The following is a 16,126-nucleotide window of genomic DNA, read 5'->3' on the forward strand; positions in this document are numbered from 1 at the left end:
CTTGGATCACGGCTTCGCCAGGCGTGATCCGGGCTATCGGGCAGCGCCGGTTCGAAGAACCGTCAGCCGGCGCCGGGTTCGTTCGGGACCGGCCCGGGACCGGGCGGGCCACCTGCGAGCCTTGCGCGACGACCGCGTGAAGATGCGCAGATGTCCATGGCGCCGGAATGAGCTGGTCCCCGGACCTCGCGGAGAAGACGGGCGTTGGTCAGGCACTGGCCGGAGGGCAGGGCCAATCGCGAAAGCCCCTTCCCGGTGCGACCTCCGTCGCACCTCAGAAGGGTCGCAAGCTCCGGCATCGACGGGACGTCGGCGGCGACATCGACCCGATCGCGCTTGCCGCTGATGGGCCGTATTTGCATCGGCCCCGGCCAGGTTCACCTCGGGACCCGGGCAAGCGGAACAGGTCAACGTGACAACACCGCCTGCTTCGACAAAAGCGGCGCCTGCCGCTCAACAGCTATTTCAGCGATCCGTCAGATCGAACTCCGGCAGACGGAATGGGTCGGCGCCCGCGGCCTCCGCATCCAGCTTCCTTACGTCGACGAGACAGGATTGCGCGCCGCAGCCCTGGCTCAGCCCCGATGCCCCGCGATCCGCAGTCAGCGCGTTCGGATTGCCGTGCCGTTCGTGGCCGGTCGCCGGATCCGGGTCATACCACGCCCCGGTCGACAGCTTCACGACGCCCGGCATCACCTCGGGCGTCACCCGCACGATAGAGACACACAGCCCCCGTCCGTTCCAGATCTCGACCGCGTCGCCATGCTGCAGCCCGCGCGCACTGGCGTCCTGGGGATGCATCGACACCGGCTCCCGCCCGGCGATCTTGCCCGCGACGCTGTGGGGCGAGGCATCAAGCTGGCTGTGCAGCCGCCGGACCGGCTGGTCCGAGATCAGATGTAGCGGAAATTCCTGCGCGCGAGGCCCCGACAACGCCTCGTCCGGGGCAAACCACGCAGGATGCCCCTTGCAATCGGCCAAGCCGAAGCCGTCGATCCGGTCGGAGAAGATCTCGATCCGACCCGAGGGCGTGGGAAGCGGCGCGCCCTCCGGGTCGGCGCGGAACGCTTGCAGCATCACGCGCCGCTCGTCCCGGTCGGAAAGATCGAGAATACCCTCCTGAAGGAATGCATCATACTCCGGCATCGCGATGCCCTGGGCCTGCCAGCGGCGGCGGGTCTCGTCGTAGAGATGGCGCAGCCACTCGGCGCTGCTGCGCCCCTCGGCAAAGGCATCTTCCACCCCCATGACGCGGGCGACGCGGCGGAAGATCTCGTGATCGTCCAGCGCCCCGGCCAGCGGCGGCTGCACCTGGCGAGAGGCAACGAGCACCCCTTCCAGCGTGGCATAGGAAAGATCCTCGCGCTCCAGCGGCGTGGTCGCGGGAAGGACGATATCCGCGCGCCGCGCGGTGGGCGTCCAGAACGGCTCGTTCACGATGATCGTCTCGGGCTTCTGCCAGGCCCGCTCCAGCCGCCCGAGGTCCTGATGATGGTGGAACGGGTTGCCTCCTGCCCACCAGACCAGCCGGATATCGGGATAGGTCAGCCGCGCCCCGTCATAGGTGAACGCCGCGCCCGGGTTCAGCAGCATGTCGGCAATCCTCGCCACCGGGATGAAGTCGGCAACGGGGTTCACCCCCTGCGACAGCGTCGGCCCGGACAGGGCGACATGCGGGCTGCCGATGGAGTTCTCCGCCCCGTATCCAAGCCCGAAGCCACCGCCCGGCAGGCCGATCTGCCCGAGGATCGCGGCAAGGACGATGGTCATCCAGAACGGCTGTTCCCCGTGCTCGGCCCTTTGCAGGGCCCAGGCGCAGTTGATCATGGTCCGATGCGCAGTCATTTCCTGCGCCAGCGTGCGGATCCGCGCGGCCGGCACGCCGCTGATCTCCGCGGCCCAATCCGCGGTCTTGGCGCAGCCGTCGGTCGCGCCCTGCAGATAGGGCAGGAAGCGGTCCCACCCGGTACAACACCGGGACAGGAATTCGCGATCCTCGGCCCCTGCCGCGACGATCTCGTGGGCCAGCGCCAGCATGACGGCCGTGTCGGTGCCCGGGCGGATCGGGATCCACTCCACCGGCCCGCCGGTGTCGAGGTTGTCGGCCACCGGCGAGAAGTTCACGAACCGCGTGCCGGAGGCTGCCATGTTGCGCAGCCCCTCACGGCAGCGGTGGCGCGCCGCACCGCCCGACGCCACCTGCGTGTTCTTGGCGGGTACGCCGCCGAAGCTCACGAACAGCGTGCAGTGATCGGCCAGCACGTCCCACGAGGTATGCTGCTTGAACAGGTCCGTGAGCGGCGCGACGACATGGGGCAGCAGCGTGTGCCCCGCCCCAAGCGAATAGCTTGTCTTGTGCGCGACAAAGCCCCCGACACAGTTGAGAAAGCGCTTCAGCTGGCTTTGCGCATGGTGAAAACGCCCGGCGGAGGCCCAGCCATAGGACCCGCCGAAGATCGCGCGGTTGCCGTGCGTGGCACGCACCCGGGTCAGTTCGGCGGCGACATGGCCGACCGCCTCGTCCCACGACACCTCGACGAAGGAATCGCGCCCGCGCAAGTCGCCGCGCCCGCCCGGCCCGCCCTCCAGCCACGACCGCCGGATCGCGGGGCGGCGAACGCGCAGCGCGGCCAGCTCCGGCGCCATCTGGTGCAGGCCGATGGGCGAGGCGTCGGGATCCTTGCGGAAGGGGCGAAGCTTCGGCGCATTGTCGGATCCGTGGATCTCGTAGATGCCCCAGTGCGCCGCGGAATATCGCATGCCCGTGTCCTTCTGTCGTTCGTCGCGGTTTCCCGGGCCGTCGCCCGGCTGTCAGAATCCGGCGATCATCCTGTTCTTCGACCCGTCGGAAAAGCGTGAAAAGCGGAAGGGCGCCGGATCGACGCAAGGCGTTTCGCCGGTGACGATCTGCGCCATCAGCCGCCCTGCCCCGGGCCCGATCCCGAAGCCGTGGCCGGAAAATCCGGTCGCGATGTGGAACCCCGGGGCCGCGTCGGCGGCCGAGATCACCGGAACTGCATCGGGCGTCACGTCCATGCAGCCGGCCCAGACCTGCGCAATCCGCGCGCCCTCGAGCGCGGGAAAGCGCTTGCGGGCATGGGCGAACGCCGTTTCCGCGATGCGCCGTACCGGCTTCGGGTCGAGCGTGCGGTGGTATTCGAACGGGCTGGTATCGGACAGGGCCCAGCGGCGGGGCCGCGCGATCTGATGCAGCATCTCGGCCTCGAGACGGAACCGGAGCGAGCGCCACTCCGCCCCCAGCGCATGCAGGTAGGCAGGCGCAAGGCGAAAGCTGTCGGGCACGATGTCGACGGTATTGTAGGTGCCCGACGCGATGGTGACCCCCCCGTCCATCCGCCGGCGCAACGAGAATTCCCCGGTCCAGAGGGCCTGCTCCGGCCCGCCCGCTACCGGCGTCGTCCGAAGCGCCGTGTTGATCACCCCGAGTTGCGGCAGCTCCAGCCCGGCGTTCCCGGCAAACAGCCGCGACCACATGCCCCCAGCCAGCACGACGCTGCCGCAGGCGATCGGGCCGCGCTCCGTCACCACGCCGCAGACGGCGCCCGCGGCGGTCTCGATCCCGCGCACGGCGCAATCGGCCAGCAGGACGCCGCCCAGTTCCTGGAACTTCGCCACGATCGCGCGGGCGGCCAGTTGCGGTTCGGCCCGGCCATCGTCGGCGGTATAGAGCGCGCCGCGCGCGGCCACGCCGTTCCCCGGCATGAGGCGATCGAACTCGGCCCGGTCGACCATCCTGCTCTCGATCTCGTAGGGGCGCAGTTCCTCGTTCCAGCGCTCGTAGCGGGCGTAAACCTCGTCGTCCTTGCAGGCGAAGAGGATCCCGGAACGGCGGTAGCCCGTCTCATGTCCGGTACGCGCGTTCAGCCCGGGCCAGAGACGCGTTGCCACGGCCATCAGCGGAATTTCCCGCGGATCGCGCCGCGAGATCCGCACCCAGCCCCAGTTGCGCGAGCTCTGCTCCTGCGAGACGCCCCCCTTGTCGCACAGTGCGACGCGCAGACCGCGCTCGGCCAGTTCCAGCGCCGTCGAGGCGCCGATGATCCCTGCGCCGATGATGACGGCATCGACACGTGGCGGCAGGGTTTCTTCGCCCAGCAACGGGGCAACGCGGGGTCCGGGCATCTCGGGATCTGCTTTCAGGAATGGGGGAACAGGTCAGCTTGCAGAGGCGGTGGCCGCCTCCATCGCCCGCATCGCGCGAAGCACCACGTCGGAGCCGTCCTCGATCGCGTGACAGATGGCAAGGTTCGCTGCCTCGCCATCCGCCGCCTCGAGCGCCTTGATCAGGTCCTCGTAGTTGCGGTGGCCGGTGAAATCGTTGTGATGCTGCGGGAAGAGATAGTTGAACCCCGGGCCCGACTTCAGCCAGAGCGTCTCTATCACCTGCTGCAGGTGGGGCATCTTGGCACATTCGTAAAGTGCGAAGCGGAACTGCCGGTTGCAGCGCAGCGCGTGGTGCGGGTCGTCCTTGCCGCGGGCGGCAATGTACTCGGCCAGCAGCACGCGCATCTGCGCGATCTCGGGCGCGGTGATCTTCTGCGCCGCCTCGCGCGCGGCCAGCCCCTCCACCGCCTTGCGGATCTGCGCCAGTTCGATCAGCTCGCCCTCGGTCAGCCGGGGCACGCGGAAGGACTGGGCGGGCTCGGCCCGCAGCGCGCCCGAGGCCACCAGCCGCACCAGCGCCTCGCGTACCGGGGTGATCGAGGTGCCCAGCGTCTCGGCCAGATCGCGCGTCACAAGCCGCGTGCCCGGCTCCAGCCGCCCCTCGATCAGCGCATCGCGCAGTTCCCCCTCGACCTGCTCAACAAGACTGCGGCGTTGTGTCGTCTGTATCCCGAAGCTCACGCTCTCACTCCCCTCCCACCACGTTCGCGCACCACGATCAGCATAATGCACGGGGCGCGGCAATGCGCCTTGACCGGAAAAATATATGATATATCGTCCAAGGACCAGCAAAAGATGACCGGCACCAAGAATGCAGAAATCCGCACACACCCCGGCTCGCAACAGGGATAAGATCATGAAAGTTTCCGCAGCCTTCGCCCTAACCGTCGCCCTTGTGGCGACCGCCCCCGCCGCCTGGTCGCAGGAGGCCAAGGACCAGCTCGTGATCGCGCGCGCCGCCGGCACGACGGCAATGGATCCGGGCTTTCTGCGCGAATCGGCGACCATCGTCGACAACATCTTCGACACGATGGTCGAGCGCGATTCCCAGATGAAGCTTGAGCCGGGCCTTGCCCTGTCCTGGAAATCGATCAACCCGACGACCTGGGAATTCAAGCTGCGCCCGGGGGTGAAGTTCACCGACGGCGAGCCGGTCAATGCCGAGGCGGTCAAGTTCAGCCTCGACCGCGTGCTGAACCCCGACAACCACGCGCCGACGATCTCGTACATCCGCACCATTTCCAAGGTGGAAGTGGTCGATCCCATGACGGTGCGCATCACCACCAGCGGCCCCGATCCGCTGCTGCCGACCCGGATGAGCCGCTATCCGGCCTATATCGTTCCGCCGAAATATCTGAAGGAACACGGCCGCGACTATTTCGCCAGCCATCCGGTCGGTTCGGGCCCCTACGAGCTTGAGAAATTCGTGCCCGGCCAGTCGGTCGAGCTGAAGGCGAACGACGATTACTGGCGCGGCGCACCGTCGATCAAGACCGTCACCTTCAAGACCATCCCCGACGCGACCGCACGGACCACCGCGCTGCTGAACGGCGAGGCCGACATCATCGAGGATCTTCCCGTCAACCTCGTGCCGATGGTCCAGGCAAGCCCGAACGATCAGGTCGTCGACGTCAAGAACGGCGGGCTGACGATCTACCTGGGCCTCGTCATGTCGCAAAAGCCGCTGGACAACCTGAAGGTCCGGCAGGCGCTGAACATGGCGATCGACCGCAAGACCATCGTCAACGACATCCTGCACGGGATGGCCACGGTCTCGGGCACGCAGGTCGGCAAGTTCGACTTCGGTTACACCGATATCCCGGCACCGAAATACGACCCGGCCGCGGCCAAGAAGCTGCTGGCCGAAGCGGGCTATCCGAACGGCTTCACGATCACGCTGGAATCGACCCACCGCTATCTGAACGACGATGCCGTCGCGACCGCCATCGCGCAGATGTTCGGAGACATCGGGGTGAAGGTGAAGCAGAAGGTCCTCGACTGGTCGGTCTATCTGCAGGAAGTGCCGCGCAAGGGGCCGATCTTCATGCTGGGCTGGGGCTCGACCCAGACGCTGGACGCCGACGCCGCGATCTACCCGATCATGCACAGCGGCGAGCCCTACTCCACCGCCTCGATCCCCGAGCTTGACAAGCTGCTCGACAAGAGCCGCAAGATCGTCGACCCGTCCAAGCGCGCCGAGGTGCTCAAGCAGGTGCAGGAACTGGCCGCCAAGGACGTTCCGCTGATCACCCTCTACCAGCAGGACGCGGTCTACGGGAAGGCGAAGGACGTCGTGTTCTCCGGCCGCGCCGACGCCCGGATCCCGGTCTACACCATCAAGAAGCAATGATCCGACGCCGCGGAAACATCCTGATGCAGGCGGACCTCATCGTCGCCTGCATCCTCCTCGTGGTGGCCTTCGGCACCTGCATCTTGGTGCCGCTGTTCTGGCCGCTCGATCCGGTGCGCGGGGTCTTCTCCGCCACCTTCAAGCCGCCGATGAGCTTCGCCGGAGGGCATCTGCATCCGCTGGGCACCGATCAGCTCGGGCGTGACCTGCTGGCCCGGCTGGGGCTGGGCACGGCGATCTCGCTCGGTATCGTCTTCGTGGCCTCGGTGATCTCGGCGGTGCTGGGCACCGTGCTGGGCATGATCGCGGGCTATTTCGGCGGCTGGGTCGATGCGCTGATCATGCGCCTCGTCGACATGCAGCTGGCCATTCCCTTCATCCTGCTGATCCTGCTGATCGTGGCGGTGATCGGGCCGTCGCTGATGAACCTGATCGTGGTGCTGGGCATCACCGGCTGGGCGATCTACGCCCGGGTGGCCCGCGCCCGCACGCTGGAAGTGCGCGAGCTGGAATACATCGAATCCGCCCGCGCCATCGGGCAGCGCAAGCTGTTCATCCTGTTCCGCCACGTGCTGCCGAACATCCTGGTGCCGCAGACCGTGCTGCTGACGCTCGACCTGCCCCGCCTGATCATCCTCGAGGCCTCGGTGGGCTTTCTGGGGCTTGGCGTGCAACCGCCCACGCCCACCCTCGGCGGGCTGATCGGCGAAGGCCGCAGCTTCATGCTCATCGCCAACTGGCTGGTGCTGTACCCCGGGCTGATGATCGCCGCGCTGGTGATCGCCTGCAACCTGCTGGGCGACTGGCTGGTGCGGCGCAACGACCTGCGGGAGCTTTGACCCGTGCTGCGCTATCTTCTCATCCGCGCGGGCCAGGGCCTTCTTGTCCTCTTCGGGGTCTCCGCCATCGTCTTCTTCTCGCTGTTCCTCACCGGCGACCCGGCGGCGGTGATGATGCCGCCCGACGCGACCACGGCCGAGATCGCCTCGTTCCGCCACGCCATGGGCTTCGACCAGCCGATCTGGATCCAGTACCTGCGCTTTCTGGGCCATGCGCTGACCGGTCATTTCGGTGACTCGCTGCGCTACCAGCAGCCCGCCCTGTCGCTGCTTCTGCAACGCATCCCCGCGACTGCACTGCTGGCGCTGACCGCGCTGGCGTGGAGTTCGCTGTTCGGCTTTGTCTTCGGCATCATCGCGGCGCTGCGCCAGAACTCGGCGCTGGATCTCACCATCCGGGTGGTATCGCTGCTGGGCCAGGCCGTGCCGGTGTTCTGGCTGGGCCTCCTGATGATCATCGTCTTCTCGCTGCGCCACCACTGGCTGCCGTCAAGCGGGATGGGCACGGCGGCCCAGCTGGTGATGCCCTCGCTGTCCTTGGGCGCCTATTACTTCGCCGCGATCACGCGCCTTGTCCGCGCAAGCCTGATCGAGGCGCTGGGGCAGGATTACGTCCGCACGGCCCGCGCCAAGGGGCTGAGCGAATGGCGCATCACCGTGCGCCACGCGCTGCGCAACGCGCTGATCCCCGTGGTCACGGTGCAGGGGATGTACTTCGCATCGCTCATGGGCGGCGCGCTGATCACCGAGATCATCTTTGCCTGGCCCGGCGTCGGGCGGCTGGCGGTCGAGGCGATCCAGACGCGTGACTTCACCGTGGTGCAGGCGACGGTGCTGTTCTCGGCGCTGCTCTTCGTCGTGGTGAACTTCCTCGTCGACATCGCCTACGTCTGGCTGAACCCGAGGATCCGGCTGTGAGCCCCGATTACGCCGCGCTGGTCGAGGGGATGCGCCGGCTCACGCTCGACTGGTGCGCGATCCCCTCGCATGCCGGAAACCCGGAGGCACTTGCCCGCCAGGCCGAGGCGCTGCGCCACTGGCTGGTGACGGAGCTGGGCGCGACCATCGTCACGATGGAAGGCGAGGCGGGCGCGCCGCCGGTGATCCACGCAAGGCTCGACCTTGGCGCGGCGCGGACCGTGGTCCTCTACAACATGTACGACGTGATGCCGGCCACGGATGCGGGCTGGACCCGCCCGCCCTTCACGGGGGGCGAGGCTGCGCTGCCCGGGATCGCCCGCGCGCTGGTGGCGCGGGGGGCCGAGAACAACAAGGGCCCGATGGCCGGGATGCTGGTCGTCCTGAAGGCGCTGCGCGACGCGGGCCAGCTGCGCTGCAACGTCGAGATCCTCCTCGACGGGCAGGAAGAGACGGGAAGCGGTGGGCTGCGCGCCTACCTCGCCCGGCCCGACTGCCCGCTGCGCCCCGCGGCTGCCGCGCTGTTCCCGTCGTTCTGCGAATATGGCGGCGGGCCGGTGCGGATGTATCTTGGTTTTTCCGGCATCGCGCGGGGGCATGTCGTGGCACGGCACGGCGACTGGGGCGGGCCGGCAAACCCGATCCATTCCAGCAACGCCCCCTGGATCGCCAACCCCGCAAGCCGGCTGGTCGCGGCCCTCTCGCGCTTCGGCCAGAACCCCACCGGCGAGATCGGCACGATCGCCTTTCCGTCCGATGCCGCGACCATCCTCTCGGATCTGGCGCGGGGCTTCGACCCCGCGGCCGAGCTGCGCTTTCGAAACACCCGCAGGTTCACGCTTGAAGGCGACGCCGAGACGCTGCTGCGCCACGTGCTGACCACGGCGACGGCCACGCTTTCCAGCCTGTCGACGGATCCGCCGGATGCCGAGGGCGTCATCCCCACCGCGGCCCGCGCGCGATTTGCCCTGCGCACGCCGCCCGGGCTGGACCCGCGCGCGCTGCTGGACGACTACGCGATGGACCTGAAGGCCGAGGGCCTGGAGGGCGTGACCATCGCCGTCGACGATGCCTACCCCGGCCACCGCTTCCCGCCCACCGCCCCCGGCGTGGCCGAGCTGCGCCACGCCTACGAGATCGCCCCCGCGGCGCCGCAGATCTGGCCCTGGGCGATCGGCGCCGCGCCCGCCTATGCCTTTGCCCCCCATGCCGAAAGCTTCCTGATCGCCGGTCTCGGCCGCGGCGGGAATGCGCATGGCCCCGACGAATTTCTCGACCTCGACACCTGCGAACGCTTCCTCGCCTCCCTCGGCCGCTGGCTGATCGCGATGGGCGCATGACTTCCCCTGAAAGGACCCAAGATGAAGCTTGATGACATCCCCCGCGTCTCCCTCGGTTTCGCCCCCACGCCGGTCGAGGCACTGCCCAAGCTGGGCGGGGAGCTCGGCGTCTCGCTGTCGATCAAGCGCGACGACTTCACCGGCTTCGGCGGCGGCGGCAACAAGGTGCGCAAGCTGGAATTCCTGATGGCCGACGCGGTGGCGCAGGGTGTGAAAGTGCTGATCACCACCGGCGGCCACCAGTCGAACCATGCCCGCATGGTCGCGGCCGCGGCGCGCAAGTTCGGCATGCACCCGGTCCTCGTGCTGCGCGGCAACCCGCCCACGCAGTACCAGGGCAACCTGCTGCTCGACCGGCTGTTCGGGGCGGAGCTGGAATTCCTCGATCCCGACGCGTATTTCGACCTGATCGGCCCGCGGATGCAGGCCCATGCCGATGCCGCCGAGGCGCGGGGCGAAAAGGCCTATATCATCCCCGTCGGCGGCGCCACGCCGCTGGGTGCGCTTGGCTACGTCGCCGCCGCGCGCGAGCTGGCCCAGCAATATGACGAAGCCGGCCGCAAGGCGCCGGATTACATCGTGCTGCCGGTGGGGTCGGGCGGCACGCTCGCAGGCCTCACCATCGGCGTCAGCCACTACTGGCCCGACACCAAGATCATCGGCGTCGCCGTTTCGGGCAGCGCCGTGCCCTTCCCCGAGCGTATCGCGCCGATGTCCAACGCGGCGGCCAAGCTGATCGCGGTGGACCGCGAATGGGCGCCCGAGGAGATCCGCGTCGAGACCGGCCATGTCGGCCCCGCCTATGGCGTCCCGAGCGAGGCGGGCAACGCCGCCATCCACCGCGCCGCACGGGCCGAGGGCCTGCTGCTCGATCCGGTCTATACCGGCAAGGCGATGGGCGGGCTGATCGACCTTGTCGAGACCGGCGAGATCGAGAAGGGCTCGGACGTGCTGTTCCTGCATTGCGGCGGGTCCCCGGCGCTCTTCCCCTTCGCCGACGTGCTGGCCGGAGCCTGACCCGTGCCCTCGTACCGGATCGGATGCGATGTCGGCGGCACCTTCACCGACCTTTGCGTGGTGGAGGCTGCCAGCGGCGACTCGGTCTTCGTGAAGATCCCCACGACCGTGGGGCATCAGGCGACCGCCGTTCTGGAGGCCACGCGCCTCGCGCTTGACGAGGCGGCGCTCGACAGCGGTCAGGTCGGCTCCTTCGCGCATGGCACGACGGTGGCGACGAACGCGCTGATCGAGCGCAAGGGGGCGAAGACGGCCTTCATCGTCACCGAGGGCTTCCGCGATCTGATGCAGATCGCGCGGCAGACCCGTCCGGACCTGTACGATGCCCATGCCAGACGCGCGGCGCCGCTGGCGCCCCGCGACCTCAGCTTCGAACTGCCCGAGCGGATCGACGCCGAGGGCCGGGTGGTGCGCCCGCTGGACGAGGACGCGCTGGAAGAGATCGCCAGGGCGCTGAAGGCGGAAGCAGTGCAATCCGTCGCGGTCGTGCTGCTGCATTCCTACGCCAACCCGGTTCATGAGCGGCAGGCGGGCGAGATCCTCGCGCGGTTGCTGCCGGGGGTGGATATCTCGCTCTCGGTCGATGTCCTGCCGCAGCCGGGCGAATTCGAGCGCGCCTCGACCACACTGATCAACGCCTATGTCATGCCGCCGCTGCGCAGCTATCTGGAACGCCTCAGCGAGGGCCTGGCCGAGGCGGGCTTTGCCGAGCCGCCGGCGATCATGCAATCGAACGGCGGGCTGATGAGCGCGGCCGTCGCGGGGGCCGCGAAAAGCGTGCACACTTGCCTGTCCGGCCCCGCCGCGGGCCTTTCGGGTGCGCGCGCCTTCGCGGCGGCGGCACAATACGCCAACGTCGTCACCGTCGACATGGGCGGCACCAGCTTCGACATCGGGCTGATCCGCGACGGCAAGGTCGTGACCCGCCACGAGGGCGAGATCGAGGGCCTGCCGGTCCGCGTGCCGATGTTCGACATCATCACGCTTGGCGCGGGCGGCGGCTCGATTGCCGGGGTCGACGCCGAGGGCGTGCTGCGCGTCGGCCCGGAAAGCGCGGGCGCAACGCCGGGGCCCGCCTCCTACGGCAAGGGCGGCACCCGCCCCACCGTGACCGATGCAAACGTCGTGCTGGGCAAGCTGCGCGACGGCCGGCCGCTGGGTGGCGGGTTGAAGATCTCGCGCGAGGCCGCCGAGACCGCGATCCGCACCCATGTGGCCGACCCGCTGGGCCTGGATACCGACCGCGCCGCCGAAGGGGTGATCGAGGTGGTGAACGCGGCCATGATGCGCGGCATTCGCCGGGTCACGGTGGAACGCGGCTTCGACCCGCGCGACTTCGCGCTCTTCGCCTTCGGGGGCGCCGGGCCGTTCCATGCGATCGACCTTGCCCAGGCGCTGGGGATGAAGACGGTGATCATCCCGCCCTCACCCGGCCTGCTCTGCGCCATCGGCCTGCTGCTATCGCCCTGGCGGCACGACGAAAGCGTGACGGTGGAACGCCCGATCGGCGACCTGAGCCGGGCCGAGACCGACGCCCTGCTTGCGCCCCTGACCGCAGGGATCGCCCGGCAGGCCGCGGAGGAACTGATCACGGCCACGGAGGTCACGACGCTCTGTACCGCCGACCTGCGCTATGCCGGTCAGGGCCGGTCGCTGCGCGTGACGTTCGATGCCGCGGCCCCCGATGCCGCGGTCGAGGCCTTCCACGCCCTGCACCAGCAGACCTACGGCTACGCCCGACGCGACCAGACGGTGGAACTGGCCGCGCTGCATGTCACGGGCGAGGGCCCCGCGCCCTCTGCCGTGCTGCCGCGCCCGAAAACCGTGGCCGGCAATCCGGTGGTGGGCGAGGCCTCGGTCCGGCTGGACGGCCAGCGCCTGACCGTTCCGGTCGTTGACCGCGTCCGGCTGGCGCCGGGCAGCCGCATCACCGGGCCGGCACTTCTAGAACAGCAGGATTCGACGCTTCTCCTTGGGTATCAAGAGGCGCGCATCGATTCCGTCGGCAACCTGATCATTGAGCTGGAGACATGATGTCGGATCCCGTTCTCGCCGAGGTGGCCCGGCACGGCCTGCAGGCCGTGGCCGAGGAGATGGGCGCAGCCCTGATCAACACCGCGCATTCGATCAACATCCGCGACCGGCGCGATTTCTCCTGCGGGGTGTTCACCACCCGAGGGCAGCTTGCCGCGCAGGCCGAACATATTCCGGTGCATCTCGGCCTCCTTGCCGGGGTGATCGAACGGGTCGAAGCGCGGCTTGGCCACCCGGTCCCGGCGGGGCAGATGCTGGTGACCAATGACCCCTGGCTGACCGGGTCGCACCTGCCCGACGTGGTGGTGCTGGCGCCGGTGGATCACGGTGGGACCCGGCTGGGCTATGTCGCGAACATGGCCCACCAGCTTGACGTGGGCGGCAGTGCGCCCGGCTCGCTCTCGCTCAACGTGGCCGAGGTCTATACGGAAGGGCTGCGGATCCCGCCCCTCGTCATCCTCACCAACGGCGAGATCGACCCGTCGGTGGTCGAACTTTTCCGCATCAACAGCCGCACCCCCGAGATGGTGGTGGGCGACCTGCTGGCACAGGTGGCGGCGAACACCACCGGCGCGGCGCGCCTGATCGAGCTGTCCGACCGTCTGGGCCGTGAAAAATTGGGCGGCGCCGCGGCCTTCCTGGCCGATGCCACCCGCCGGCGGCTGGAGCGCAGGCTGTCGACGCTGGAGGGCCGCGCCGCCACATTCATCGACACGCTGGAATGGAACGCCCCCGATGGCACGCCGCAGGATCTGGAGATCCGCGTCGCCCTGTCGGTCACGGGCGGCCGGCTGATCGCCGATTTCACCGGCACCTCGGCACAGGTGCGCGGCCCGATCAACGCGGTGCGTCCGCTGACCATGAGTTGCCTGCTCTATACCGTAAAGGCGATGCTGGACCCCGGGCTTGCCTCGAACGCGGGCCTCTTCGGCGCGGTCGACCTGATCACCGAACCCGGCAGTCTTGTCGATGCCGCGGTGCCCGCGGCGGTGGCGCTCTGTACCTCGATCACCAGCATGCGGATCACCGACGCGCTGATGGGGGCGTTCAACCAGCTGGTGCCCGAGGCGGCGATGGCAGCCTCGACCGGGTCGATGAACGCGCTGATCATCGGGGGGCGCGACGATGGCCACGGCCAGGCCTTTTCCTATGTCGAGACCTATGCCGGCGGTCAGGGCGGCCTGTCCGGTGCGGACGGCGCCGACGGGGTGCATTGCCACATGACCAACACCGCGAACTCGCCGGTCGAGGCGATGGAGCGGAACTATCCGATGACCGTGCTGCGTTACGGGCTCCTGCCCGGCACCGGCGGCGCGGGGCAATACCGCGGCGGACACGGCATCACCCGGGTGGTGCGGCTCGACCAGCCCGCGACGGTGACCGTCCACCTCGACCGGACGCGGCACCGGCCCTGGGGCAGTGGCGCCGGCGCGCCGGGGTCGATGGCCAGCATTCGCCTGCGCCACGGCGACACCGATGAAGCCATCGGCGGCAAGAGCACGGTCGACGTGCCCGCAGGCACCATCGTCGAGCTGTGCACCGCCGGCGGGGGTGGCTGGGGCCCCGTTGCCGAACGGACCGAAGCCGCGGCCAGCCGCGACGCCCGCCTCGGCCTGACGCCCGGCAAGACCGCGTAGGAGGCGACCATGACGCGCAGCATGCTCTGGCTGAACGAGACCGACCTGCGCGCGGCGGGGGCGGCGGATCACCTGCGCGCCCGCGCCGATATCGAGGAGGCGCTGCGCCTGCATGCCGCCGGCGCCGCCGAGATGGTGCCAGAGAACGTGCTGCCCACCGGACCGGACCCGCGCGAAAAGGCCTATGGCCTGCCCGCGCGGCTGGAGGGAGAGTATGGCGTCGCCGGCCTGAAGTGGACGATGCACCGCGCCGCGGCCGATCCGTCGTTGCCCGCGAACAGCAGCCTGACGCTTCTGAACCGGCTGGAGGACGGCCAGCCCGAGGCGATCCTGGAAAGCGGTTTCCTTACCTGCATGCGCACCGCAGCGGTGACGGGCCTCGCGCTCAGCCGCTTCGCCCCGTTGGCACCACGCCGGATCGCGCTGCTTGGCGCGGGGGCGCAGGCGCGCGGCCACCTCGACATGCTGGCCGCGCTGTTCCCCGAGGCGCAGGTCACCGTCTGGAACAGGACAACGGAGCGGGCCCACGCAATGGCCGGGCGCCACCCCGGCACAGCGGTTTCGGAAGCCCTCGACGACGCGGTTGCCGATGTCGATGCGATCCTGAGCTGCACCTCGGCACCGGAACCGATCCTTGATGCGCGCGCGGTGCGCCCGGGCCGGCTGATCGCCCAGATCGGGTTCAACGAGGTGTCCTTCGATGCGATCGAGGCCACTGACGATGTCTGCGTCGATGCCTGGGGCGATTTCGCGGATCGCAGCGCGAAAAGCCTGTTCCGGCTTTACCGCGCCGGGCGGTTCTCCGCCGACAGGATCGCCGCCGACCTGAGCGATCCCGCCTGCGCGACCTGGCGGCCGGACCCCGCGCGGTCGGTTTTTTTCTCGAGCTTCGGGCTGAACATCTTCGACATCGCGCTTGCCGCACGACTGGTCCGGGACGCGCGCGCGCTCGGGCTGGGGCAGGCCCTTCCCCTCGCTGCCGGACAGGAGTGACCCATGACCTTTCTCGCCACCCCCGACACCATCGCGCCCGACGCCATCCTCGTCGACACGAGGCCCGTCGCCGACTGGCAGCGCGATGCCATCCCCGGCGCGATCTCGGTCAATGTCTACGACTACTTCATCGCACGCACCGATGAGGCCGGGCTGCGCGACATGGCCGGTGCGGTCGCCGGGGCCTGGCAAGCCGCGGGCCTCGACGGCACGCGCGAGGTGGTCTTCTACGAAGAGGAAACCGGGATGCGGTCACCCCGCGGGCTGTGGTTTCACGAGCTGATCGGGCTGCGCGGCGGGCGGATCCTCGATGGCGGCCTTGCCGCTTGGCGCGCCGCAGGCCGCACCACCGCCCCCGGCGCGGGGATCGAGGTCGCGGTCAGCGCGGAGCGGCAGGCGCCCTGCCCCGAAGGCTGGGCCCCCGCCCTGACGGTCACGACCGCGGATGTCCTTCACGCCGCCGAGACCGGGCTGCAGATCTTCGACGTGCGCCGGCGGGGGGAGTTCGAGGGCAGCTATGTCCACGACTGCTGCGACCATGGCGGGCACGTACCCGGCGCCCTGTTCATGTTCTACGAGGACATGTTGTCGGGCGGCCGCTACCTGCCCGGGCCGGAGATCTTAGCTCGCGCCCGCGATGCCGGCCTCGACCCCGCGCGCCGCGTCGCGCTTTACTGCCACCGTGGCGCACGGGCCGCGACGGCGCTTTACGGGCTGCGGCTGGCGGGGTTCACCGACCTCGCGATCCACGTTGGATCCTGGCACGAGTGGGCCTCGGACCCCGAGCTGCCTTACGAGGTCGGGGCCTGAGAG

At 69.1% G+C, this 16,126-nt stretch carries 12 protein-coding genes; 9 read left to right on the top strand and 3 right to left on the bottom strand.

Features of this window, described 5'->3' with window-relative positions:
- Positions 1–465: 465 nt before the first annotated feature.
- From CVV76_RS14580 to CVV76_RS14590, 3 genes are read right to left on the bottom strand one after another with little or no spacing between them, the layout of a single operon-like run.
- Entirely contained in the window at positions 466–2,760 is a 2,295-nt protein-coding gene (locus tag CVV76_RS14580; protein ID WP_102225389.1) for a molybdopterin-dependent oxidoreductase, read from the bottom strand.
- 51 nt (positions 2,761–2,811) lie between these two features.
- Positions 2,812–4,143, bottom strand: coding sequence for an NAD(P)/FAD-dependent oxidoreductase (locus tag CVV76_RS14585; RefSeq protein WP_102225390.1), 1,332 nt, complete (start codon positions 4,141–4,143; stop codon positions 2,812–2,814).
- Positions 4,144–4,176: 33 nt separating this feature from the next.
- Positions 4,177–4,866 carry an FCD domain-containing protein gene (locus CVV76_RS14590; RefSeq protein ID WP_199178614.1) on the bottom strand — a complete coding sequence of 230 codons (690 nt, stop codon included), beginning with the start codon at positions 4,864–4,866 and terminating at the stop codon, positions 4,177–4,179.
- Between the two features lie 175 nt (positions 4,867–5,041).
- Here CVV76_RS14590 and CVV76_RS14595 point away from each other — a divergent pair, with 175 nt between their 5' ends.
- The 9 genes from CVV76_RS14595 to CVV76_RS14635 are packed head-to-tail and all read left to right on the top strand — an operon-like array spanning position 5,042 to position 16,123.
- The gene (locus CVV76_RS14595) at positions 5,042–6,535 is read left to right on the top strand and encodes an ABC transporter substrate-binding protein (RefSeq protein ID WP_102225392.1); all 1,494 of its coding nucleotides are present in this window, start codon (positions 5,042–5,044) and stop codon (positions 6,533–6,535) included.
- Between the two features lie 23 nt (positions 6,536–6,558).
- A complete protein-coding gene (locus CVV76_RS14600) occupies positions 6,559–7,374 on the top strand; it encodes an ABC transporter permease (RefSeq protein ID WP_199178615.1) in 816 nt (271 codons plus the stop codon).
- Positions 7,375–7,377: 3 nt separating this feature from the next.
- Complete coding sequence (locus tag CVV76_RS14605) at positions 7,378–8,292, top strand: ABC transporter permease (RefSeq protein WP_102225394.1); 915 nt, start codon at positions 7,378–7,380, stop codon at positions 8,290–8,292.
- A complete protein-coding gene (locus tag CVV76_RS14610) occupies positions 8,289–9,632 on the top strand; it encodes a M20 family metallopeptidase (RefSeq protein ID WP_102225395.1) in 1,344 nt (447 codons plus the stop codon). The genes CVV76_RS14605 and CVV76_RS14610 overlap by 4 nt, the downstream gene beginning before the upstream one ends.
- A 21-nt stretch (positions 9,633–9,653) precedes the next feature.
- The gene (locus CVV76_RS14615) at positions 9,654–10,649 is read left to right on the top strand and encodes a 1-aminocyclopropane-1-carboxylate deaminase/D-cysteine desulfhydrase (RefSeq protein WP_102225396.1); all 996 of its coding nucleotides are present in this window, start codon (positions 9,654–9,656) and stop codon (positions 10,647–10,649) included.
- A 3-nt stretch (positions 10,650–10,652) separates the two neighbouring features.
- Positions 10,653–12,683 carry a hydantoinase/oxoprolinase family protein gene (locus CVV76_RS14620; RefSeq protein WP_102225397.1) on the top strand — a complete coding sequence of 677 codons (2,031 nt, stop codon included), beginning with the start codon at positions 10,653–10,655 and terminating at the stop codon, positions 12,681–12,683.
- The gene (locus tag CVV76_RS14625) at positions 12,683–14,320 is read left to right on the top strand and encodes a hydantoinase B/oxoprolinase family protein (RefSeq protein ID WP_158243162.1); all 1,638 of its coding nucleotides are present in this window, start codon (positions 12,683–12,685) and stop codon (positions 14,318–14,320) included. The genes CVV76_RS14620 and CVV76_RS14625 overlap by 1 nt, the downstream gene beginning before the upstream one ends.
- Positions 14,321–14,329: 9 nt before the next feature.
- Entirely contained in the window at positions 14,330–15,313 is a 984-nt protein-coding gene (locus tag CVV76_RS14630; protein ID WP_102225399.1) for an ornithine cyclodeaminase family protein, read from the top strand.
- Between the two features lie 3 nt (positions 15,314–15,316).
- Complete coding sequence (locus CVV76_RS14635; RefSeq protein WP_102225400.1) at positions 15,317–16,123, top strand: sulfurtransferase; 807 nt, start codon at positions 15,317–15,319, stop codon at positions 16,121–16,123.
- The last annotated feature ends 3 nt before the right edge of the window (positions 16,124–16,126 follow it).

The sequence above is a fragment of the Acidimangrovimonas sediminis genome, assembly GCF_002871005.1.
GTDB lineage: Bacteria > Pseudomonadota > Alphaproteobacteria > Rhodobacterales > Rhodobacteraceae > Acidimangrovimonas > Acidimangrovimonas sediminis.